Origin of the sequence: Embleya sp. NPDC056575 (assembly GCF_042793325.1) — a bacterium.
Taxonomy (GTDB): domain Bacteria; phylum Actinomycetota; class Actinomycetes; order Streptomycetales; family Streptomycetaceae; genus Embleya.
Genome location: NZ_JBHTVA010000065.1, coordinates 23,474 through 45,059 on the forward strand (window position 1 = coordinate 23,474; position 21,586 = coordinate 45,059).

General features: G+C 69.4%; 18 protein-coding genes. 4 read left to right on the plus strand and 14 right to left on the minus strand.

Translation table 11 applies throughout. The annotated features are described in order from the left end of the window. The first annotated feature begins 1,114 nt into the window (after positions 1-1,114). Positions 1,115-1,873, plus strand: coding sequence for a DUF2637 domain-containing protein (locus ACFRCG_RS37250; protein ID WP_380039823.1), 759 nt, complete (start codon positions 1,115-1,117; stop codon positions 1,871-1,873). 101 nt (positions 1,874-1,974) lie between these two features. Here the strand turns inward: ACFRCG_RS37250 and ACFRCG_RS37255 are convergent, their stop codons facing one another. The 6 genes from ACFRCG_RS37255 to ACFRCG_RS37280 all read right to left on the minus strand — a co-directional run bounded on the left by ACFRCG_RS37255 (position 1,975) and on the right by ACFRCG_RS37280 (position 7,773). Beyond that, on the minus strand, positions 1,975-2,700 hold the full coding sequence (locus ACFRCG_RS37255) for a DUF981 domain-containing protein (RefSeq protein WP_380039825.1): 726 nt from the start codon (positions 2,698-2,700) through the stop codon (positions 1,975-1,977). A gap of 127 nt (positions 2,701-2,827) precedes the next feature. Continuing rightward, positions 2,828-2,998 (minus strand): hypothetical protein, encoded by a 171-nt coding sequence (locus ACFRCG_RS37260; RefSeq protein ID WP_380010502.1) that lies wholly within the window; start codon positions 2,996-2,998, stop codon positions 2,828-2,830. A 239-nt stretch (positions 2,999-3,237) separates the two neighbouring features. Then, positions 3,238-4,092: a lasso peptide biosynthesis B2 protein gene (locus ACFRCG_RS37265; protein WP_380039827.1), complete on the minus strand. Its 855-nt coding sequence runs from the start codon at positions 4,090-4,092 to the stop codon at positions 3,238-3,240. Further along, positions 4,089-6,047: an asparagine synthase-related protein gene (locus ACFRCG_RS37270; RefSeq protein ID WP_380039829.1), complete on the minus strand. Its 1,959-nt coding sequence runs from the start codon at positions 6,045-6,047 to the stop codon at positions 4,089-4,091. Before ACFRCG_RS37270 ends, ACFRCG_RS37265 begins: the two co-directional genes overlap by 4 nt. After that, positions 6,044-6,208, minus strand: a complete 165-nt coding sequence (locus tag ACFRCG_RS37275; RefSeq protein ID WP_380039831.1) for a lasso RiPP family leader peptide-containing protein — start codon at positions 6,206-6,208, stop codon at positions 6,044-6,046. Before ACFRCG_RS37275 ends, ACFRCG_RS37270 begins: the two co-directional genes overlap by 4 nt. A 308-nt stretch (positions 6,209-6,516) precedes the next feature. After that, positions 6,517-7,773, minus strand: a complete 1,257-nt coding sequence (locus tag ACFRCG_RS37280) for an ROK family transcriptional regulator (protein ID WP_380039833.1) — start codon at positions 7,771-7,773, stop codon at positions 6,517-6,519. Between the two features lie 442 nt (positions 7,774-8,215). On the opposite strand from ACFRCG_RS37280, the gene ACFRCG_RS37285 reads away from it, so the two are divergent. Continuing rightward, a complete protein-coding gene (locus ACFRCG_RS37285) occupies positions 8,216-9,433 on the plus strand; it encodes a serine hydrolase domain-containing protein (protein WP_380039835.1) in 1,218 nt (405 codons plus the stop codon). A 114-nt stretch (positions 9,434-9,547) separates the two neighbouring features. Here the strand turns inward: ACFRCG_RS37285 and ACFRCG_RS37290 are convergent, their stop codons facing one another. From ACFRCG_RS37290 to ACFRCG_RS37310, 5 genes are all read right to left on the minus strand, one after another. Next, positions 9,548-10,483: a PDR/VanB family oxidoreductase gene (locus ACFRCG_RS37290; protein ID WP_380039837.1), complete on the minus strand. Its 936-nt coding sequence runs from the start codon at positions 10,481-10,483 to the stop codon at positions 9,548-9,550. Between the two features lie 152 nt (positions 10,484-10,635). Further along, positions 10,636-11,502 (minus strand): alpha/beta fold hydrolase, encoded by an 867-nt coding sequence (locus ACFRCG_RS37295; protein ID WP_380039838.1) that lies wholly within the window; start codon positions 11,500-11,502, stop codon positions 10,636-10,638. A 53-nt stretch (positions 11,503-11,555) separates the two neighbouring features. After that, complete coding sequence (locus tag ACFRCG_RS37300) at positions 11,556-12,431, minus strand: VOC family protein (RefSeq protein WP_380039840.1); 876 nt, start codon at positions 12,429-12,431, stop codon at positions 11,556-11,558. Between the two features lie 21 nt (positions 12,432-12,452). Further along, positions 12,453-12,989: an aromatic-ring-hydroxylating dioxygenase subunit beta gene (locus ACFRCG_RS37305; protein WP_380039842.1), complete on the minus strand. Its 537-nt coding sequence runs from the start codon at positions 12,987-12,989 to the stop codon at positions 12,453-12,455. Beyond that, positions 12,982-14,277, minus strand: coding sequence for an aromatic ring-hydroxylating dioxygenase subunit alpha (locus ACFRCG_RS37310; RefSeq protein ID WP_380039844.1), 1,296 nt, complete (start codon positions 14,275-14,277; stop codon positions 12,982-12,984). Before ACFRCG_RS37310 ends, ACFRCG_RS37305 begins: the two co-directional genes overlap by 8 nt. A gap of 326 nt (positions 14,278-14,603) precedes the next feature. On the opposite strand from ACFRCG_RS37310, the gene ACFRCG_RS37315 reads away from it, so the two are divergent. After that, the gene (locus tag ACFRCG_RS37315) at positions 14,604-15,467 is read left to right on the plus strand and encodes a helix-turn-helix transcriptional regulator (RefSeq protein ID WP_380039846.1); all 864 of its coding nucleotides are present in this window, start codon (positions 14,604-14,606) and stop codon (positions 15,465-15,467) included. A gap of 179 nt (positions 15,468-15,646) precedes the next feature. Here ACFRCG_RS37315 and ACFRCG_RS37320 read toward each other — a convergent pair whose 3' ends face one another. After that, positions 15,647-16,972 (minus strand): M14 family metallopeptidase, encoded by a 1,326-nt coding sequence (locus ACFRCG_RS37320; protein ID WP_380039848.1) that lies wholly within the window; start codon positions 16,970-16,972, stop codon positions 15,647-15,649. 658 nt (positions 16,973-17,630) lie between these two features. Here ACFRCG_RS37320 and ACFRCG_RS37325 point away from each other — a divergent pair. Then, positions 17,631-18,866 carry a hypothetical protein gene (locus tag ACFRCG_RS37325; RefSeq protein ID WP_380039850.1) on the plus strand — a complete coding sequence of 412 codons (1,236 nt, stop codon included), beginning with the start codon at positions 17,631-17,633 and terminating at the stop codon, positions 18,864-18,866. Between the two features lie 36 nt (positions 18,867-18,902). On the opposite strand, the gene ACFRCG_RS37330 is transcribed toward ACFRCG_RS37325, so the two are convergent. Both ACFRCG_RS37330 and ACFRCG_RS37335 read right to left on the minus strand, forming a co-directional pair. Beyond that, a complete protein-coding gene (locus tag ACFRCG_RS37330) occupies positions 18,903-20,858 on the minus strand; it encodes a dynamin family protein (protein WP_380039852.1) in 1,956 nt (651 codons plus the stop codon). Continuing rightward, positions 20,855-21,583, minus strand: a complete 729-nt coding sequence (locus ACFRCG_RS37335; protein WP_380039854.1) for a hypothetical protein — start codon at positions 21,581-21,583, stop codon at positions 20,855-20,857. Before ACFRCG_RS37335 ends, ACFRCG_RS37330 begins: the two co-directional genes overlap by 4 nt. Positions 21,584-21,586 lie beyond the last annotated feature (3 nt).

Genomic DNA, 21,586 nt, shown 5'->3' on the forward strand with positions numbered 1-21,586 from the left:
TTGTACCACCTTGTGGGTGACCGGATTGGTGAGTCCCTACGAGACGAACATGTCCGCACCGGACCCGATCCCCCCGGGTGCAATGCGCCAGAAGCGTGAAACATAACGAGCCTTATGCTGCCGAGAGGACATTCCCAGTAGCATGCTCCGCGGCGGCGTTCACCACCGTGTACCGGCGTCGCCCACCGACCCTGCTCTCGGGCAGGCGTCAAGCCACCGATTCGAAATCCCACGGTTATACGCGCGGGACACCGACGAGCCCTCACAAACGATCACCGACGTCCGAAGGATTCGCGATCGAGGAAATCCGAAAGGAAGACTGGACCACCCGGGATTCACCGGGCACGGGCCGGGGACATGGGACCGCGGGCGGAAGTCGAATCGCGACGTCACCATGCGCCGCCTCCATGATCCGTGATGCCGCGAAGGCTCGCCGACCTCACGACCCGGGCTGCGGCCGGCCATATCACCGGGAACTCCCGGGGTCGCGCGCCGGGCGCCGGGCGTGCCTGTGGCGTGCGTATCACCGCGACGGCCGCGATTCGTGAGCCGACGTAATGTCGAATCCGGCGGAAACGGATTCGACGCGGCGGCACACCCTGCTCGCGATTCACGGCATCGTGGCCGACTCTCCGTCCCGACAACACCGTTCGAACGGAACGCCGTTCCGTGATGGGAGACACCTCTCGTGGCCGTATGCATCCAAAGGACGACACCCGAAAACGTAGAGGTACCGGAGATATTTCACTCCGACGGCGCACATCCGCTCCGAGGGTGAGCGTCGTTTCATCGAATGTGACCCTTCATGAATCCGCCGCGCTCACACCCCCCTTCGCAATCACCAGGCGCTGCTATCAATTGGGAGACTGGGTACTCGTCCCCCGCGCGGCCACATTCCTCAGCTGGTCGCCGAACGCGCACCTCAAGCGTGGCGGAGAATGCGTTCGGCTTCGGCACTGCTCCGCCGACATGGAGCGATTCGCCCTGTCCATGGCTTTGACCGCAGCCACGTTCTCGCGCCGCCTCGACGACATCGTGGTCCACCTTCGGTCGTGACGCCCCGAAGTCCTCGGGGGCACGGGACCCTCATCGCACACAGCAACGAACGAGGCACATGTACGACGGCATCGGACACGAACTGTCCTCCTCGCCCATCATCCCGACCTCGCACGACAGCACCACCCCGCCCCGCCGCCTCGACGCGTGGTCGGCCTTCGACACGGGCGTTCCGCCCGACCCACCCTTCTCGTCAGAGACGACGCAGGAGTGGCGATTCGAGAAGGAACTCGCCCGGCTTCTGCAACAGCCCGCTCCGGGGACCCCCACAACCACCACCGACGGACTTCCCGACAGACCCTCCACACACCGGGACAGCGCTCCCGCCGCCCACCGACGCCGCACCCCGACGACCCCCAAGCCCGCCCGGCAGACGGTCACCGGCGCACCGGTACTCGATCGGCTGAGCTACACCATGGTCGTGACCATCGTGGTCCTGGTCGCGACGATCAGCCTCCTCGGCGCGGCCGTCACCTTGGAACCACTGCGCCACGCCGCCGCCACCGAGCACGGCCTGGCGGCCCGATGGTGGCCGGTCCTCGTCCACGGCCCCTGGATCGTGGCCTGCCTGTCCATCCTGCGCTCCAGCCTCCACCACCACAGAGCGGCGCACTCCTGGATCGTGTCCGTCACCTTCGCCGGACTGTCCATGGCACTCGCCGTCGCCGACGCACCCAAGAACGTCCACGGCGTCGTCGTCGCCGCCCTCCCCGCCATCGCCATAACCGCGTGCCTGCATCAACTCGTGCGCCAGATCACCCTCACCCGACCACCTCGGCGAACCAACCGAAGCCCACGGCGCCACATCCCCCTGTGACCCGCCGCGTCGCGACCACCAGCCGGCAATCGACGGCTTGCAACGGGAGTTCGGCGTGTTGCCCGGTCGGGCCCCCGACGGGGCAACACGCGCGGCGGGTGTCACATCGTATTGACGATCAGGCCGATGTGGGTGAAGTAGTTCAGCCCGCCGAAGAACAGGAAGGCCAGTCCGGACAGGGTCCAGACCACACCGACCACGCGTACCGGCCAGCCCCTCGGGCGGAGCAGGGCGAGCGGGAACAGAATCGCGCCGAGGCCGACCAGGACGTACAGGCTGGAGATGAAGCTCGCCTCCAGCATCGGATGATCCGCGAACTCGCCCGAGATCGGCTCCTCGGGAGGCGCGGCGAACAGGGTGTACTTCCAGCCCGCCGCCGCGATCCCGAAGCAGGCGAGGCCCATGCCGAACACGAAGACCGAGATGGGCGACGCCAGTCCCGCCGTGCGGATCAGCCGGTCCGGATCCTCCGCCAGGGCGGCTCCTCGTTTCCAGAGGTACAGCGACGCGCACGCGAGCAGCACGCCGAAGCCGAGCGACGGCTCGCCGAACACGATGTTGTCGAACGGGAATCCCTGACCGGCCAGCGGCCACGTGAGGGTCATGTGCAGACCGGTCGTGATCAGGACGAACGCCAGGGCCCCGAAGGCAAGCGCCCACGCCTCCGGGACGATCCGGCGTCCGGGTGAGAGGAGTTGCCAACCCAGCGCGACCACGAGCAGCAGCCCGGCTCCGGCCGCCACGGACATGATCGTGTTGTAGGTCGGCATCCGGTTCCAGTCGATCTTCAAACCGGAGGCCGCGAGATTGTAGACGTTTTGTCTCATATTCGGACAATAGTCACCACATGGCGCCACTCACTCGATCCCTCGACGGCCGACGCCGGCATTCACCCGATTGCGACCCGTCCGGCGCACCGGCACCGGACGGTCCCCGAGCGGGTGGGGGCGGGATTCAGGGCAGTAGGCCCAGGCCGCGCAGCAGGATGGGCAGGGTGGCGACCAGCAGGCCGCAGAGGATCTTCGCGGCGCGGATGATCTGGCGCCTGCCGATCGTGAAATCGGCTTCGACGGCGATCGTGATCCAGGGCTTGCGGCGCCCTCGCCCACGCTTGTTCTCGCTCATGTGGCCTCACTCCTCCGAGTACGCGAGCCGGTGTTGTACCGACCTGTGTGGGGAGCGTAGGGACGGCGTTCTGGTGCGAGGTAGGCATGATCGGGCACGAGAAATCGTGCCGAGCGACTTCGGATTTCGCATGGTCGGACGTGGTGGGTGGAATTCGGCGGGACTGCGGATTCGATGGTCGACGGCATCACCGGGTCCGTGGAACGGCCAATCCGAACCGTGCGGCGATCAAAGGGCGTTCAGACCGTCAGGACCGCGCGGTAGGGCGGCGGCTCGTCGTCGTCCTCCGGCGCGGAGAGCGAGGCGGCGACCGCGGCGCCGTCGCACGCGACCCAAGCGTGGAACCGGAACGGATCGGGGGCCGCTCCCAGGCACCAGTCCAGGCGACGTCGGTGTGCGGCGGACAGCAGGACGGCGGCCAGCGAGATCTCCAGGCATGCGGCACGCCCCGGGAACCGGCGCGCGGTGCGGCGCAGGGCCGCGAGGTATTCCTCGGCCCGACGCGGATCCTCCGGGGCCGAGGCCCATCGGCCCCGGGTCGCGCGCACCGCGCCGTGTACGACGGCGAAGGGCAGCCGCACGGCGAGCGCGGCGCCCACCAGGGCGACCGGTGGGCCGAGTGCCGGGCGTCGTGGGCCCATCGGGTGTCGACGGGATATCGCGCGTCGCCGGGCCATCGGCCGTGCGCGGGCCGCATCGTCCGGAACGGCGCCGGCCCCGTCGCTCCGAGAGGGGTCCACCGCCCGCGAGGGGGCTTCGCCGAACCCGAATTCGCCGAACCCGAAGCGGGCGGCCCACCCCCGGGTGCTCGACCTCGACCCGACCCGCGCCTCGCCTTCCGCCTCCACCAGGCCGAGCGCGGTCAACTGACGTAGCAGCGCGGTGCCGTCGGCGGTGATCCGCTCGCGCGGCAGGTCCGGGTGCCGGTCCGCGACGGCCGCGACGCTTTGCGCGAGGCTTCGTCCCGACGACCAGCACAGCCAGAAGTCCCGGGCGCCGGAGTTGAACACGTACCACTGGCCGTCGGCGCAGTCGAGCACGACCACGCCGCCGTCGGGCATCGTCTCGTGGCGCACGTGCGCGGGAATCCTCACGGTCGATCCTCTCGCCGGGCACGCAGCCACACTTCCGTGGCCACGAGTTGCCGGAACGCGCCGAGCGGTACCGCGACGCCCGCGGTGAACCGTGCCAGGCTCCGCAACACCGCCGCCGGTTCGACGATGCCGGCGTCCGCCAGGGCCGAATCCGCCCACAAGGCCCGTAGCCACGGCTCGGCCCGCCGCGCGCCCAGGTATTCCTCGCGGGTGTAGTCGCCCTTCGATCGGCGGCCGAGCACGGCGGGCGGAACCGTGCCGCGCAACGCCGCCGTGAGCAACGGCTTGCCGCCCGCGGGATCGACGCGCTCCCCCGGCGCGACCGCGAGACACGCCCGCACCACCCGGTCGTCCAGGAACGGCGCGTGCACGTCGACGCCGTGCCGGTGGCCGAGTTCCCGCAGGTGCCGTTGCGCGTCCGCCGAATGCCGCAATTCGGCGGCGCCGGCGACGTGCACGGCCGCCGCGGCGCCGTCGAGGTGGTGTGTACCATCGCACGCCGCCCGCTCCGCGCGGTCGGCGAGCGCGCGACGTGTCGTCGGTGTCAGCCACGACACCGCCTCGCCGACGGGCGGCCACCACGTCACGCCGTCGATCCACGAGGTGGGGCCTTCGGCGATCGTCCCCGCCCGCAGCGCCGCGGCGAGGTGTACGAGGGCTTCGGCGCCCGGTGTCCCGGCCGTCCGCAGCGCCTGCGCGGCCAACGCCGCGGCGGAGGTGTCGTGGCGTCGGGCCTGCGCCAGGCAGTGCCGGGCGAACGTACGCGCATGCCCGCGGCTCGCGACATGGGCCAGATACGCGGGGGACGCGCCCAGAACGGCGTCTCCGCCCTCACCGGTCAGATGGCAGGCCGTCGGCCCGACGGCGGCCAGGCGCAGCAGCGACCGACCGCGGGCGAGCATGCCCGGTACCGGTTCGTCGTCGTCGGGCCGCCCGATGGGCGCCGTGTGCGTCCGTTGTTTCCGGGCGGCGTCCAGGTCGAACGGCAGTGTGTCGTGACGGCCTTCGACCACGATGTGACGCAGCCGGTCGTCGAGACGGGCGAACCGCCGGGCGTGGGCCAGGTCGCCCGCCGGGGCGTCCGGGTGGTGGTATGTCACCGCCGCCACCGGCCCCTGCCCGGAGCGTGCCGCCAGGAACGCCAGCGTCGTCGAGTCGAGTCCGCCGCTGAAGTCGCTTGCCACGGCGCCGGCGGCACCGCGGGCGGCCACGGCCTCGGTCAGCGCGTCGTGCAGCGTGTGTGCGCCGCGCGCGAGGGGGTCGATGCCGAAGAGGGTCCCGGTGCGGCCGACCACGGGCGGCGCACCGGGCCGTAGTCGAAGAACCGCGCCGCCCGGCACGCGCGCGACGTCGTGGAACGGTGATCGGTCCGCCCACAGTGGAGGCACGTGCGCGCAGGCGATCCGCGCGGCGGCGGTGACGGCGTCGGGCTCGCGGCGGTGCAGCCGAGCGAGCAGGCGCGCGTGCGACGCGGCGACGGCCCATCCGTCCGCGCGCGAGACGAACACCGGGTATTGTCCGGCCAGATCGGATCGGATGCGCACGCCGTCGCGGGCGGCCACGATGCACACGTAGGCGCCTGGCAGGTCGAACCCGCGACCCCCGCGGTCCTCGCGGCCTTCGATCCCTTCGGCCCGGATCCCTTCGCGCTCGATCATGTCGCGAAGCTCGCGCGCCAGCCGGTCGTCGGACGCCAGGCAGTGTCCCAGTACCACCATGCGCACGTCGCGGTACACCACCGAGCGCACCTGCCCCGGCCGCCATGCCCCGTACACGCGCAGCCCCGGCAACGCCGACCACACGGGGTCACCGGGCAGGCCCAACGACGCGGGATCGGCGGAGGGTTCGGCCGGCGAGCGTGCGGGTCGCTCCCGGATCGCGACGACGAACCCGGGTGCCACGCCGACCTCGGCGAGCCGCGCGCGGCCGGGCGCCGTCGCGGAGGACGGGTTCACCAGTAGAACTGCGAATTCGCGTCCGCCTTGCCGCTGGCGGCACTGCCCTTGGTGGCCCGGCGCACCGAGCCGACGGCGACGACCATCGGGGGCCGGTAGGCACCGGCTCGGGGGTCGCCGAGGGACGGTGCTTCGGCGGACTCCACGGGGTCGGCGGACACCGCGTCCTCGGGTGCTTCCGGTGCTTCCGGTGCTTCCGGCGCTTCCGGTGCCTCGGGTGCGGAAGCCTCCGGTGATTCCGGCATGCGAGCGTCGCCAACCCTGCGCATACTCCCCTGCCTTCGACTCGTCACCGCGGCGGCCACGAAACGTTTTCTCCACCATACAAGCGGTGGTCGGCTTTCGACCCCGCCTCGACGGGACCCGGAAATCGGGGGTGTCGGACCCCGGCGGGAACCTTCCGGAATGAACGAATCGAGCACCACGGACGGGCGACAATGCCCACCATGAAACGTGATCCGCCGCACTATCAACGGTTTTCGGCGAAACCCGCGCCCTGAATGCCCAGGATGAGCGCGCCGCGGGCGATGGCGTCGGGGAGCCGGCTCGGCTCCAGGCGGAAGCGCGGGTGTTTCGCCTCCGGATCGCCGGGGCCCGTCAGTTCGGGACGGGAGGCGTCGAGACGGACCGCGGCGAGCGCGGTGCGGTCGATCGCGGCCCGGCAATCCGCCAGGATCAGGTCGTGCGCGGAACCCAGCGCCCCGCCGAGCAGGACGAGACTCGGGTTGAGCACGTTGCAGACGTTGCCGAGGACGAGGCCGAGGTGGAACGCCGCCTCGCGCAGGACCCGCAGGCACACCTGATTGCCGGCGCGGGCCTTGTCGGCGATCTGGTAGAGGTCGGTCGGCTGCGCGGCGACGGGCAACTGTCCGAGGCCCGAACGCACGTTGCGGATCAGGGTGTTCGCCCCGATCAGGGTTTCCAGGCAGCCGCGTCCGCCGCACTGGCAGTAGTCGCCTTCCGGATCGACGACGATGTGGCCGATCTCCGCCGCCGAGCCACTGCCGCCGCGGATCACCTGGCCGCCGACGACCAACCCGCCGCCCACGCCGGTCGATCCCTTGATCCACAGCAGGATCTCCGCGTCGGGGTGGCAGTGCACGCTCTCCGCGAGCGCGCCCAGCGCGCCGTCGTTGTCCATGGCCACGCGCAACTCGCCACGCAGCGTGCCGGGACGTGCCTTGTCGCGCAGCAGCCGCTCCAACTCGGCGCGCGGCTCGGGCTGGTCGCGCCACAGCGGGAACACCGGAGGGGTCAGCAGCCCGGAGCGCGGATCGACCGCGCCCGGGACGGCCAGCCCGACCGTCGCCATGTCGTCGAGTGATTCGCCCAGTTCCTCCGCGAGTGCGGTCACCGCCGCGAACACCGCGTTCGACCAGGCCTGGACACCGTGCCTGGCGCCCACGTCGTCCTGCCTGCCGACCGGCGCCAGGTGCGGGCTGTCGACACGCCGGGCCACCACCGACGTGCGTTGGAAACCGAGTTCGATGCCCACCGCGACGCCGGTCAGCGGTTGCAGGCTCACCTGCTGCTCGCGTCCGGACGCCTGGCGCCGCACCACCCGCTCACCCTCGAGGGCGTTGAGGATGTTGCCGGCCGTCGCCGCCGCGATGCCGGCGTACTTCGCCACGTCGGTCTGGTTCCCGCCCCGGATCATCAGGGCCTGCAGGACCCGGCGGCGATTGCCGGCATCGCCCGTCCTGAGCAGGGTACGGAGATCGGCCACGAATTCCCCCGGTGGGTCGGCGAACGAGCGAGCGCGTCGGCGATCGTTCACAGTAAAGGAGCTTGCACCCGAAACTCAGGCTAATACTTCATTTCGTATCCGGCGGGACTTCGGACCGAATCGTCGAACCCCCGGGAATGAACGCCGTCACTCGGCAGGCAATGTGTCACAAGTCATACCCGACGAGCGACCTCACGCCCGCCCACACGGGCACCGCCGCGTCCGGGACGCGCCGCCCAGGTGGCGACCGAGCGAACCACCGGGCGCAGTGGCCGCGTTCGTTCTCCGGGTATTCCCCTGGGGGAAGTCCCCGAGACGAGCGCGGTGTTCGTGCGCAGCGTCTCGGGGAGTCCCCCTCCCTCACGAGCACGATGACGCGGCCCACGGTCGAACGGGAGGTTTGGGTCCGTCAAGCCACCCTCTGATTTCGGGAGGCACAAGCGTGCCCGCCTCTTCGCGCGCCCTCGGCGCACGGCTCGTTCGGGTCGCGGTCGGCCTGTCCGCCGCCGTGTCACTCACCCTCACCACCGCGAGCGCCGCCGCCGCGGACGCCGTGGCCCCGACCCCACCACCACCGCCGGGCGTCGACACCATCGGCTTGGCCGCCGACCTCCAGGCCCTGGTCGCCGGCGACATCTCCACCGCCGCCGCCATCGAGGTCCGCCGGGACGGAAACGTCGTCTGGCACGGCTCCGCCGGTGTCCGCGACCGCGACACGAACGCGCCCGTGCGCCCCGACGGCCGCTTCCGGGTCGGCAGCACCACCAAGTCGCCGGTCGCCACCGTCGTCCTACAACTGGTCGGCGAGGGCAGGCTCCGTCTCGACGACCCGATCGACGCGTACCTGCCGGGTCTGCGCATTCCCCATGGGCCGGCGGACGAACCCGTCCGCCTGCGCCATCTCCTCAACCACACCTCCGGCATTCCCGACTACGCCGACGACCCGGCCCTGTTCCCGGACTTCACGAACGAAGCCGCCGTGCGAACGTGGCTGCGCACGGGTCGATGGCAGACCCGAACCGCGCGCGAACTCTCGATCGTGTCCCTGCGCAGGGCGATGACCACCACACCGGGAAAGGACGACTTCCACTACTCCAACACCAACTACCTCCTCGCCGGAATGATCATCGAACGGATCACCGGAAGGACCTACGCCGAAGAGGTGGAACGCCGCATCCTGCGTCCTTTGGGCATGCACGACACCGGCTTCCCCGGTGACTCGCCGGAACTCGACCGCCCCTACGCGAAGTCCTACCTGCGCAACGGGGGCCGGGTCTTCGACGTCACTCGACTGAACATGTCCGGGGCGGGCGCCTCGGGGCAGATGATCTCGACGACCCGGGACCTGGCCCGCTTCGACGCGGCCCTGCTCTCCGGCAAACTGCTGCGCCCGGCCGAACTCGCCGAAATGAAGAAGACCGTCCGCGGCGGCGAGGACGGATACGGACTCGGCCTGGGCAACTGGCCGCTGACCTGCGCCCCCGATCCGTGGGGCCTCGGCGGTACGGCGATCGGCACCCGCACCGGCATGTACGCGAGCCCGGACGGGCGTACCACGGTCGTGGTCGTCTTCAACCCGTACGGGCCGAACGTGACGCCGGCCCACGGCAGGGCCGTCGACAACATCATGAAGCACACGTTCTGCGGCGGGTCCGGCTGACCGGAGCCCGTGCATGGCCGGGCGGGCCCTCGTCACATCCGTGATGAGGGCCCGCCCGCGATCCGTCCGCGAAGGACATGGATCCGATCGGCATCGTCGGTGCCGCACGCGAACTCAGATGTCGAGGACGATCCGCTCGGTGCGGGCGCGCGAGACGCAGATCATGATGTACTCGCCGCCTTCCTTCTCCTCTTCCGTGAGAACGTGATCGCGGTGATCGGGCCTGCCCTCCACCACGTGGGTCTCGCAAGCCCCGCATATCCCTTCGGAGCAGGAGCTCTGCGTGCTCACGCCGGCGGCTTCGAGTGTCTTGAGGATGGTCCCGTCGGCGGGCACGGTCACCGTGATACCGCTGCGCTCGGCCACGACCTCGAACGGTACGTCGCCGGCCGCGGGCACGGCGGGGGGTGGAGCCGAGAAGCGCTCCAGGTGCAGCGCGCCCCGCGGCCAGGAGGAGGCCCGCTCCTCGACGGCGTCGAGAAGCCGGCTCGGGCCGCAGGTGTAGACCGCGGTGTCCCGGCCGGGGTCACCGAGTGCGGTGTCGAGGTCGATCGGCCCGGCCTCGTCCGCGGGATGCACATGCACCCGCAAGGAGTCGAGTTCGTCGAGGAACGCCATCGAGGCCCGACTGCGGCCGCCGTAGGTGAGCTTCCAGTCCAGTCCCCGGGACTCCGCGGCCCGGATCATCGGTATCAGCGGGGTGATGCCGATGCCGCCGGCCACGAAGCGGATGCGGGTGCGGGAGGGCGGGTCGAACGGGAAGTGGTTGCGAGGACCCGACACCTCGATCAGCGCGCCGACGCGCAACCGGTCGTGGATGAACCGGGAACCGCCGCGGCCGTCGGCCTCCCGCAGGACGCCGATGCGATAGCACTTCCGATCGTCCGGGTCACCGCACAGCGAATACTGCCGGACCGAGCCGTCGTCGACCGTCAGGTCGATGTGGGCCCCGGGTTCCCACCCGGGCAGGTCCTGCCCGATCGGATCCACCAGGATGAGGGAGACGACCCCCGCAGCCTCCCATCGGATCTGTCTCACCAACAACTGCATGATTTTTTCCTTCGCTTCCCTGTTCGGAAGGCCGCACCGATGGGATCGAGCCGCCGTCGACACGCAACGCGGAAGTGCGTGATACGGCCCGCGCGCGAACTCGCCGGAGAGGCAACCGCCGAGGGGAGCCGGTCGGTGGTCGGATGCGGTGGTCAGGCGCGGAGGAACTCGGTGACGACCGCGTCGTGCTCCTCGGGCTTCTCCCACTGCGGCCAGTGGCCGGCGTCCGCGATGCAGGAGTACCGCGCATCGGGGATGAGCGAGGCGAGCTTGCGGCCGAACTCCGGGCCGGTGCCGGGGTTGTGGTCGCTCCAGAGCACCAGGGTCGGCTGTCGGATCCGGCCGAGCATCTGCGGGGTGACGCGGTGTGGAGAGTCGGACCGGAAGCTGTTGCGCATGACGTCGGTAAGGCTCTCGCGGGTCTCGGGGCGCTGGTAGAAGAACTGCCGCAGCGTGACGAGTTCCTCGGTGACGCGGTCCGGCTCGGCCATCAGCCACTCAAGGCGTTTGCGGACCGTCTCGCGGGTCGGGTCGCCGATCGCGGCGAGCGAGCGCGCCCTGAGGGCGTCGCCGGCCGCGAGCCGCTCCGGCGTGACGGGCCCTTCGTCGACCTCGGCGCCGGCGGTCGTGTTGAGGATGATCCTTCCGACGCGGTCGGGGTGGTGCAGTGCCATCCACATGCTCACCCAGCCGCCCAGGGACTCGCCTTCGAGGTGGGCGGTGTCGGCGCCGATCGAGTCCATCAGGTCGACGACCTGTTCGGCGTACGTCGGCACCATCTCGGTGGTGAAGGGTCGGCCCGAGGAGAAGCCGTGCCACAGCAGGTCGATGGCGATGACGTGGAAATGCCTGCTCAGCCGCATGATGTTGCGGCTGTACGCCTCGGCGTGGCCGCCGTTCCCGTGCATAAGGATGAGCGGCTCCCCCTCGCCGGCTTCGATGACACGGGTCTTGAACTCCCTGCCCCGGTACCCGATCGAGGCACCGACCAGGTCGTTCCACATGCTGTTCACGGACATCGGTCCGCCTCCCTTGCTGCGAGAATTCGACGATCGACCCGCCGTCGAGTCGGTCAGTGACTCTGGTGTCCCCACACCTTGTCGCCCGTGTGGTTGGTGGAGACGTGCGTCGCGGGGTCGATCAGCAGACCGCCGGCGCCGTATTCGAGCCTGAAGCCGGACGGCGTCTGGAAATAGCAGGAAATCATCCGGTCGTTGACGTGCCGACCGAGTCCGACCAGGGGCTTGGCACCCGAGGCGTAGACACGATCCATCGCGCGGCCGACCATGTCGACGTGCGTCGGCTCCAGCATCAGGTGGCTGACCGAGGGCGCCGCGGGGTCACCCTGGATCAGGGCGAGACTGTGATGGCGCTCGTTGACGTGCAGGAAATTGATCAGCCGCGGCGGCATGATCACGTAGTCACTGAGCCCGAATCCGAGAATGTCGCGGTAGAACTCGTTGCAGGCGTCGAACTCGACGGTGCGGAGCACGATGTGGCCCACCCCGAGCGCGCCGGCGACGAACTCCACTCCCGCGGGTGAGTGGAACGGATCCGGATCGGCGCTCGGGCCCCAGTAGAACTCCAGCCGGTTGCCGTCCGGATCGTGGCTGCTGTAGAGCTCCGTGACCCCACGGTGCCGAGCCGACTGGGGCGTCTCCTCGATCACGTCGAAGCCGTGCGTCGCGAGATGGTCGACGAGCGCCGCGAGGGCGTCGGGTGACGCGGTCTCCCAGCCGAGGTACGCGAGCCCCTCTCCGGCGCCGGCTTCGACGGCGATCCGCCACGAGCGCTCGTCCATGCGCAGGCGCAGTTCCGTCTCCGCCGCGTCGGCGGCGGATACGTCCTGGAGTCCGAGAACGCCGGTGCCGAACGTTCGCCAGTCCTCGACTCGGGCGCTGGTGAATCCGACGTAACCGAGCGCGCGAATATAGCGGTCCTGTTTCATGACGGGTTCCCTATCCAACGATCAGACGATGTCGGTCATGTCATAGGGCTGCACGTCGGCGTCGAGCACCACCGCATGGCGGAGAATCTCGAAGCCCTCGCCCTTCACGGCCAGGAGGTCGTCGTACGTGCCGGCGGCGTGGACCCGGGAGTGTCCGTCGAGGCCGGTGCGCACCATCACCACACTCGCCTTCACGTTGAGAGTGCCGTCGCTCTCGACGAAGACGCGCGGGTTGCCGATCAGATGGACTCGGGGCTTGCGCTGCATGCGCCAGTACCCGGAGAGGTAGGCCGCACGGACCTGGAGCGCGACGATCCCTCGCTCCTTCGTCAGGTACAGGCCCGTGTCCGCATTCTCCCGATCCGTCACGGAGTACTCGGCGTTGTGGTGGAAGAGCCCCAGCCAGTCGCGGTAGCGGTCCTCGTCCAGGCACGCCGCCCAGTCGGCGTAGAAGGCGCGCACCCGCTCCATCAGGGCCGGGTCGTATGTGCGGGTGCCACTGGTCGGCGCCGTCCGCGCCTGCACGACCTCATGCTCGAATACCTGCTGCTCACTCATGAACGAACCCCTTCTCCAACTCGATGGGCTCTTCGTTGATGTAGGAATTCCAGAGCTTGTGGAAGCACCGCAGCGAGTACTCGTCGAACTTGTCGCCGACCTTGCCCGGCTTGAGGCCGCGGCCCATGTGGGAGGTCGCCAGGCTGGTGCCCCGCAGTCCGCTCTGCGCGCGTACCGCCGCCTCGAGGTCGTCGGCGGTGATCTTGCCCCAGGAGCCCTGGGAATCGGCGCCGGTCTCCAGGCGTCGCTTGCGCTCCGCCGCCGACTCACCGATCTTGCCCAGGATGATGAGCTCCACGATCGTGCTGTCCAGACCGAGGGGGGTCGCAACCTCCAGGAAGATGCTGCTGCCGTCCGCGTCGTACTGGAGGTCGAAGTTCGGGAAGACCGCGAAGATCGTGTTGCCGTGCCGGACGTCCCGCTCCCACGCCGCGAGTCGGGCTTCCTGTTCCTGGGCGGTATGGCCGCGACTGGCGGAGTCCTCGACCGTGAGCGTGAGGTTCTCACCCAGCTCGGCGGAGAGGCCGGCGGCGTACTTTTCGATGTTGAAGCCGCCGTACGCCGGGAACGTCAGCATCGAGTGGCCGCTGGCCAGCTCGTAATTCCTGCCGGGCTGCATGCCGCCGCGGCCGTCGGCGATCATGCGGTGCAGGAACTGCGGGTGATAGTTGTCCCGGAAGTTGTCGGTCCAGAGCTTCCAATTGCCCGGGTAGTCCCATCGGGCGCGGCCGATGACCTCGGTATCGGCCATGAATTCCCGGAGGTATCGCGCCGCCTCGCCCAGGTATTCCTCGAAGTTCTCGACGGCCGGGTCGATGGCGGCGAAAACGAGTCCGGCGAACTCCGCGACCTTGACGGGTGTCAGGCCGTACTCGGATTTGTCCAGGCCCTCACCATAGGCCCGCGGGAACGGCACTCCGATGAGGTCGCCTTTGTCGCTGAACGCCCAGGCGTGATACATGCACTTCACCGAACCCGGGCACGTGCCCTTGGCGCCGAGGAGTACCTCGACACCGCGGTGGGTGCACGCGTTGTGGAAACCGCGAATGACCCCATCGGTGCCGCGCCACACCGCGACCGGTTCTCCGGCGATCCTGGCCGTGCGGTAGCTACCCGCCTCGGGAAGCTCCGAGGTATGGCAGATGAGCTGCCAGGTACGCCGGAAGATCTTGACCCGCTCCTCTTCGTAGAGGCCGGGATCGGTGTAGTTCCTCCGGGGCACCAGCATGGGCGAGGTCCGCGTGTGCTCGTCGAGGGACGGCGTCGGACGTTCTGCCTGCGCGGTCATGGGTTTGTCTCCCTTCGAGACGCTCGCATCGGGCCGTCGTTCACGAAGTCCGCCCGGAGCGGGTCGACGTTTTTGAACCGCCGCGCGCGAAGTGCGACGAACAATTCACGCTGTGCTCGAGAATTTCTGCGGCTGATGTCATGTGTGCTCACTTCAAGATCTCGCTCGGCGAAGACGGTGCCGTTTCCGCACCGGAATCACCGGGAACCGGGTGGCTTCAGTGTGGAGCGAATTGCCCGCCGCGCGGCAGAGCCGGTCGTTACGCGGTCCGGGTAACGCGTACCGGCAGTACATGTCAGGCCATCCCGGGCGTACAGTTTCGGACCATGGCACCTGAAGACAGCGACCTGGGAGGTTTCCTCCGCTCCCGCCGTGCGCGCGTGAATCCGACAAGGTTCGGCGGTGCGCCCGGCATCGGGCGGCGAGTACCCGGGCTCCGACGGGAAGAGGTGGCCGCGCTTGCCGGCATCAGCGTCGAGTACTACGCCCGCCTCGAACGCGGCCGGAAAGTGCGTGTCTCCGAGGCCGTACTGGACGCCATCGCACGCGCCCTCGACCTCAACGATCTCGAGGCCACACACCTCCGCGACCTCGCGCACTGCGTGGCGAAGAGTCCGACCGCCGCCAGGGCACAGGATCGCCACGGCGATGCCGTACGCCCGGCACTACAGGTGATCACCGACGCGCTCAGTCCGCTGCCGGCGTGGATCAGCAACTACCGCATGGACTTCCTTGCCGGGAACCGCGAAGCGCGCGCGATCTACGCGCCGCTGCTCACCAACCCCGAAGACAAGGGCAACCGGGCGCGCTTCATCTTCCTCAACCCGGCCGCTCGAGCCTTCGAGTGCCGATGGGAGGGTGTCGCCGACGAAACAGTGGGAGCGCTCCGGTGGTACGCCACACGTCATCCCGACGATCGCGAACTCTCCAAGCTCATCCTCGACCTCAACGTGCGCAGCACGGAGTTCAGGTCTCGCTGGGACGATCACAACATCAGCCACCATCGCTCGGGCGACGTGCATGTGAACCCTCCGGCCATCGGCGACCTCAAGCTCCCCTACGAGCGCCTCGACGTCACACACGACCCGGGCTTGAGCCTGTTCATCCACGTGGTGAAAGCCGATTCACCCCTCGCACAAAAGCTCGCCACCGTCGTGGCCGACGACTTCGCGGCACCCCCGCGTATGTAGGTGGACCAGACTTGATGGCGCGCCGAGGTTCCGGCTCGCCCACGGCTTCCCGGCCCGGACTCCGATCCCCGGGACGATCGAACGCCACGTCGCCCGGAGTCCGTGTCCGTTGGGGGTTCGGCGGGGGTGGACTCCGGGCGACGTGTCGTGTCATCGAGCCGACGATGTACCCGACCGCGCTAGCCGCAGGGCTTGCCGATGGCGCGCGGCGGGCAGTCGGCGTAGTCGAGCAGGTGCAGCACCGCGTTCTTGTTCCGCGTGGTCTCGCGCGGGATCACCTCGTCGGGCGGATAGAAGCCGCCCCCGCCGGAGCGGGGGTACATCTCGAACGTGTAGGCGTATATTCGCTGGTCGCCCCAGAGCCAGTCGTCGATCGTGCCGTCCGTGATGTAGAGGTCGGACGACTGCTCGGGTGTGTAGCCGTTGGTCGCGGCCATGGCCTGACCGATCGTGGCGAACGTGTTGTACTCGTCGAGCGACATGCCCGGTACGACGTTGGTGTAGGTCCAGCCGAACGGCCACAGCACCAGTTCGCTGTAGGTGTGGAAGTCGATCGCGGCCGTGATCTGCTGCTTGCCGCCGATCCTGCGTCCGCGCACCCAGTCGGCCATCGCCTTGACCTCCGGCGACGACTCGGCTCGCGGACCTCGATAGGTCTCACTCGACGGGACGGGCGAGGAACCGTTGCAGCAGCCGAACTTGTAGTTCCAGTTCCGGTTCAGGTCGGTGCCGACGTTGCTCGAACCGGCGTTGGGCTGACGGTTCTTGCGCCAACTGCGGTACGCGCCGGTGGCGATGTCGAACTCGCCGCCGTCGGGGTTGACGTCGGGCATGATCCAGATCTCGCGACTGTCCACGAGCGACTTGATCCGGGCGTCGTTCGCGTAGCCGTCGCCGAGCATCTTGACCAGGTAGAGCGCCATCTCGACGGTCAGGTGCTCACGGGCGTGCTGGTGGGCGGTGAACAGCACTTCCGGCTCGTTCTCGTCCACGGTGGGGTTGTCGGAGATCTTCAGGACATACAGGTCGCGCCCCTGATAGGTGCGGCCGATCACCTGTTTGGTGATGATGTCCGGATGGTTCGCGACGGCCTTGTCCAGCTCGGTGACCATCTCGGCGTAGTTGTGGTAATTCGAATCGGACGGCGGGAAGTCGAACGCGTGCGCGTCCTGCTCCGGCGCGCGCGTCGACGAGGAGTCGACGCGGAATCCGAGTGCCCTGATCCGACGGACCTCGGACGGCGTCGCGGTGATCACGAGTCGACTGTCGTCGACGCCGTCGATCGAGGCGCCGGTGCCGGCGATGGCGGTGCGCTGCTCTGCCGTGCGCACCCCGACGACCTGGTATTCGGCCCCGGACTCGACCTTGTCGGTGCTCGAACTACCTTGCCCTACCGCTGTGTTCGAGGTGGCGCTCAACAGCACGACCGCGCCGGCGAGCGCGCCGGCCAGTGCCGAAAGGCGCCTTCTCCTGCCGTTCGATGTCCGTGTTCGTGTTCTCTTCACGCATGCCTCCTGAGGGCGGCGTCGGCATTCCCCGACACCGGAGGGGGTTTCCTCGCGTGCGGACGACCGCCGCCTCGATGGGACCGGGCGGCAGCCGAGAATGCGTCTCCGAACACCGGTGGGGCGTCACGGCCCGAGGGCACAGCCGAATCGACGTGGGGACGAGGACCCGGTGAGCATCGGCTGCCGACAACACGGCCGGAAGCCGAACACGAACGCGCGACCGAAGGTCGGAGGGGACGAACGCGCGCTGTACGGGAAATCGACCGTCGGGCGGTCACGTCGCATTGTGTCCGATACGCGACGCATGGACAGCCATAAATCGAGCCGAACCCGCGACCGGGATCACCGGCGCCCGCAGCGGCGGCCCCGCTTACTCAGCGGTGGCAAGGCGGATGCGGACCGGCCACCCGAATCCGCCCCGTGTGCCGTGCCCTGCGGCGATGTCGAGGCCGACGCCGAGCGACGTCACGCACGGCCACCTCCACACCGCACGCGCACCCCACGGCGCACCCGCCACACGGCGAAACCACGTGTCCGTTTCCCACCGGCCGAACGCGTGCCCGGCACGCACCGGGCGCGACCTTCTCCTCGGTTCGGCGCGGGCCGGCCGGTTCCACGGAGCCGGACCCGGGGGGCGTCGCGATAAACTCCGGGAATGGACAAGCGTTTCGATCTTGGCCTGGTCATCGCCACTTCCGATGAATTCGACTTCGCCCGTGAATTGATCCCGTTCGGCGAATCGATCAAGGACGGGATCGACTACTTCTATACCTTCCGGGTGCCCGGTACCGATCGCCGGGGGATCGCGGTGGTCCTCTTCGAGATGGGAATCGGTGCGGCCGTCGGGGCCACCACCTCGTTTCTCTCCCGGTTCGACGTCTCGGTGCTCGCGATGGTCGGGATCGCCGGGGCGCTGCACGACGATCTGCTGCTGGGCGACGTCGTGGTGGCGTCCGCCGTCGACGAATACCTCTACGCGGCCAAGGCGCGGCCGGGGGCCGACAAGGACGCCTTCGAGCTCGAAAGCGGCGGCAACTCATGGCAGTTGGACCGGCGGATGCGGAACTTCGTCAACCACTTCCGCTACGCGGACAACGGGAGCGAGTATCGGCGCTGGCGCGCCGCCGCGGCTGCGCGCGGTCCGGCGATCGACGCCGCCGCGTCGTGCGGAACCGCGTTGTCCCGCGGCGAACCCGACTACTTCCTCAAGCCGATCGCCACGGGCGACGTGGTCGTCGCGGCCGAAGGATTCTCCTCGTGGATACGCCGCGGCAATCGCCTGCGCGGCGCCGTCGAAATGGAGGCGGGCGGAGTGGCCCGGGCCACGTGGGCGGATCGTACGACGGACTTCCTCGTCGTACGCGGTATTTCCGATTTCGCCGACGATCGAAAGACCCTGCTCGATCGGACGGTCGACAGCGGGCAGGCCGGCGTCTGGCGGCGCCGGGCGACGCAGAACGCGCTGGATCTGCTGATCAGGCTCGTCGCCGACCCGGATTTCCCCTGGCGGGAGAAACCCGTACCCACACCCGGCGTTGCCGAACGTCTGCGGTCGTACCGCTCCCAGGCCACCACGATGGCGGCGGTAGCCGCGGAACTCGCGTCGCTCGCACCGCCGGCTCCGTCCTCCTCCGACTCCACCGCGCCCACCGGCGTCGGCGGCGACGGGCACGTGGACCCACACGGCGGCAACCCGCACGGCATGCCCCAGCACGGCCACGGACATCCGCCCCTCGACGAAGGAGGGCACGTCGACGACGGGAGCGGCGACCACGACGGCGATTCGTACGATTCCCATGGCTCGTACGATTCCCATGCCGCGGACGGTTGGGGCGGCACCGGTGCCGACGGCGGCGCCGACGACGGGAGCGCGGGAGTCGGGGGGATCTGAAGGCCGCCGTTTCGCGGACGCACCGTCGCCGGCGCCTCAGCCCGCCTGAGCGCGTAGCTCCGTGAGCCTCGCGAGCAGGTCGTCGGCCAGGCGCAGGTCGTGTTCGGCCTTGGTGATGGCGGCATCCCTCTCGTCGTTGCCGAGCGTGGCGCTCTGCGACAACTCCCGGCGGTCCCGCCGGATGCGTTCGCGCTCCTCGCCGAGCGCGGCGTCGATCTGCGCCTCGACGTCCGCTCGCGCCTTCCTGGCGGTCTCCTTGGCCCTGCGGACGGCGGTGGTGCGGATCTCCGAGCACACGATGTCGACGACTTCCATGGCCTGCTCGATGGTCTTGTTCCGCCTGCGCCGCAGGTAGCCGACACCGATGAAGAGCGTCGCACCGGCGAGGAACGGCCAAAAGACCGGCGCCGCCGCTCCGAGGGTCATCCAGCCCGCGTTCTGCGCGACACCCGCGAGGACCGCCGTCGTTCCCACGGTGACCATCCCGCCCTGCATGATCTTCAGGATGTCGTCGGGGTCGAACACCGACGATGCGTCCACCTTGCCGTCCGGCAGGCGATTGAACACCGCCTTGGTCTGCTCCATGCGGGTCAGGACCTCGCCGAGCCCCTCGCTGTCCAACGCCCGGAGCGTACGCTTGACCTGTTTCTCGGTCCCGGTACGCACCAGGTTCAGCATCTCGGCCCACGCGGTCTCGGGTTCGCGCAGGAGCGGCTCCAGTTGGCCCTCGATCTGCGAGGTCCTCATCTTGGTGAACAAGTTGCGGTAGTCGCGCCGCAGGTTGTTCGCGGTCGTGATGCCGAGATCCTCGACCTCGACCAACAGGCGTTTTCCGGCGGCGCGATACTCCTGCCGCCAGTAGTCGCCGTTGCGCTCGACCCAGCGGGCGATGCGGCGCTCGCGTTCCTCGATCGCCCGCGTCGCCGCCGCGTCGCCGCGCAGCATGGCCAACCACTGGGTGAGCGGCTTGCGGACCTCCTGGATCAGGGATTCGATGAGTCCACAAATGTTCTGACGGTGGATCAGGTGAGCTCGGGCAACGATCGTGTCGTCGAGCAGGTCACGCAGTGCACCGATGTTCGACGCGCTCATGAGTCGGTCGCGGAACGGGCCGGGCTCCATCGTCTCGGCCGTCAGCGCGTTGCGCGCGGAAACGAGGACCGCGTCGACGCTTCGGAAGCGCTCCGCCAACCGCTGCGCCTCTCCGTCGGGGGCGTCCTCGTCGAGCACCGAGGCCCATTGCGCGGGGTCGCCGAGTGTGCGCAGGTCCTGGCGTACGACGTCGTCGATCTCGGCGCCGGCGACGAGATCGCGATGGGTCTCCACGATCAGGCAGGCCGACACCCGATGGACCGCCCGGGCCAGGAACCGGCGTTCGCTCAGGCTCACCGGCTCTCCCGGCCGCTTGACGAAGACCACCGCGTCGGCCTCGGTGAGCGCGGACAGGGTCGCCCGTAGATGGGCCATCTCCAGACCACCCACCCCGGGCGTGTCGATCAATTCGAGGCCGGACTCCAACAGCGGTGAGGGAAAGTCCAGTTGCACCGCCAACACGCGGGCGGCCTCGCCGTGCCGGTCCTCGAACCCGGTACGTCCCGCCAAGGTCAGATAGTTCTCCAGATCGGCCCCGACGGCCACCTCGACCGCTTCCGGCGAACCGTCCTCCTTGCGGATGAACACCGTGGCCCGCGGCCGGTGTCCGTGCCTGACCCGGACCCAGGTGGACGTCCAGGCCCGGAAGTCGGAAGGGAGCACCTCCTTGCCGAGGAGGGCGTTGATCAGGGTGGACTTTCCCCGGGACACCTCCCCCACCACGACGACGGGTATCTGCGGCGACTGCCAGCGCTCCACCAGGCTGTCGAGGGCCGCGCACGCGACGTGGTCGGCGCCGTGCGATCGGGCCAACGTCGCGGTGGCCTGGGCGAGTTCGCGCAGGGCGTCGTCCGGGGACGGAGGTGTCGATCCCGGTGCCGGTCCCGATGCGGCTGTCATGTCGCCTCCTTGGGCTCGTGGTGAACGCTCACCCGGGCCGGCCGGATCACCCGGCCCAGATGGTCGGTCAGTCCCGGAGCCAACGTCTCCGCGACGGTTCCCACGTCGGAGGGTGTGGGCGCGGGCCTGCCGGAGGCCCATACGTGCAGATCCGGATCGAAGGGGGTGCCGGGATCGGGCATGACGATCCCGATGTCGGGCAGCGCGGCGAGCGCGGCTCCCAGACGTCGGCGCAGCGCGGCGCTGGCCACCTTGTCCCCGACCGACAGGATCTGCTCGGCGACCTGCCGGTCGAGGCCGACGGCGCGACGGGGGCGGGCACCGGGGGGAGCGAGGTGATCGGTCGGGTCGGTCGGGTCGGTCGGGTCGGTCGTCGGTACGGGTACCGGTGCGGAGTCGGGAGGCGCCGGGAAGGGTGGCGGTTCGGTTCGGGTTCGGGATTCCGGTTCCGGGAAGTCGTTTTCGGGTCGGGCCGTGAGTGCCGGCTCGGACTCGGCAAGAGTGGTCGACGGGGCGACGGGTACGGGCGCCGCGTCCGCGACCGGCCCCGTCCGTGACTCGGTGTCGGGTTCGGCGCGTACGTCGGCCGGTTCTTCGCTCCGCTCCCGAGGTTTCGTTCCGCTCGTCGGCCCCACGCCCGTCGGCTCCACCGGCTCGCCGCCGGTACGCGATCTCCCGTGCAGCGCCCGCCGGACTCGGCTCACCCACCGTCTGGTCCCGCGCATTCG

Excerpts from the sequence above, each read along its gene's own strand:
- ACFRCG_RS37335 (WP_380039854.1), bottom strand. The coding sequence starts at position 21,583 with ATGCGCGGGACCAGACGGTGGGTGAGCCGAGTCCGGCGGGCGCTGCAC.
- ACFRCG_RS37305 (WP_380039842.1), bottom strand. The coding sequence starts at position 12,989 with ATGAGTGAGCAGCAGGTATTCGAGCATGAGGTCGTGCAGGCGCGGACG.
- ACFRCG_RS37330 (WP_380039852.1), bottom strand. The coding sequence starts at position 20,858 with ATGACAGCCGCATCGGGACCGGCACCGGGATCGACACCTCCGTCCCCG.
- ACFRCG_RS37295 (WP_380039838.1), bottom strand. The coding sequence starts at position 11,502 with ATGTCCGTGAACAGCATGTGGAACGACCTGGTCGGTGCCTCGATCGGG.
- ACFRCG_RS37255 (WP_380039825.1), bottom strand. The coding sequence starts at position 2,700 with ATGAGACAAAACGTCTACAATCTCGCGGCCTCCGGTTTGAAGATCGAC.
- ACFRCG_RS37310 (WP_380039844.1), bottom strand. The coding sequence starts at position 14,277 with ATGACCGCGCAGGCAGAACGTCCGACGCCGTCCCTCGACGAGCACACG.
- ACFRCG_RS37300 (WP_380039840.1), bottom strand. The coding sequence starts at position 12,431 with ATGAAACAGGACCGCTATATTCGCGCGCTCGGTTACGTCGGATTCACC.
- ACFRCG_RS37250 (WP_380039823.1), top strand. The coding sequence starts at position 1,115 with ATGTACGACGGCATCGGACACGAACTGTCCTCCTCGCCCATCATCCCG.
- ACFRCG_RS37315 (WP_380039846.1), top strand. The coding sequence starts at position 14,604 with ATGGCACCTGAAGACAGCGACCTGGGAGGTTTCCTCCGCTCCCGCCGT.
- ACFRCG_RS37325 (WP_380039850.1), top strand. The coding sequence starts at position 17,631 with ATGGACAAGCGTTTCGATCTTGGCCTGGTCATCGCCACTTCCGATGAA.
- ACFRCG_RS37260 (WP_380010502.1), bottom strand. The coding sequence starts at position 2,998 with ATGAGCGAGAACAAGCGTGGGCGAGGGCGCCGCAAGCCCTGGATCACG.
- ACFRCG_RS37290 (WP_380039837.1), bottom strand. The coding sequence starts at position 10,483 with ATGCAGTTGTTGGTGAGACAGATCCGATGGGAGGCTGCGGGGGTCGTC.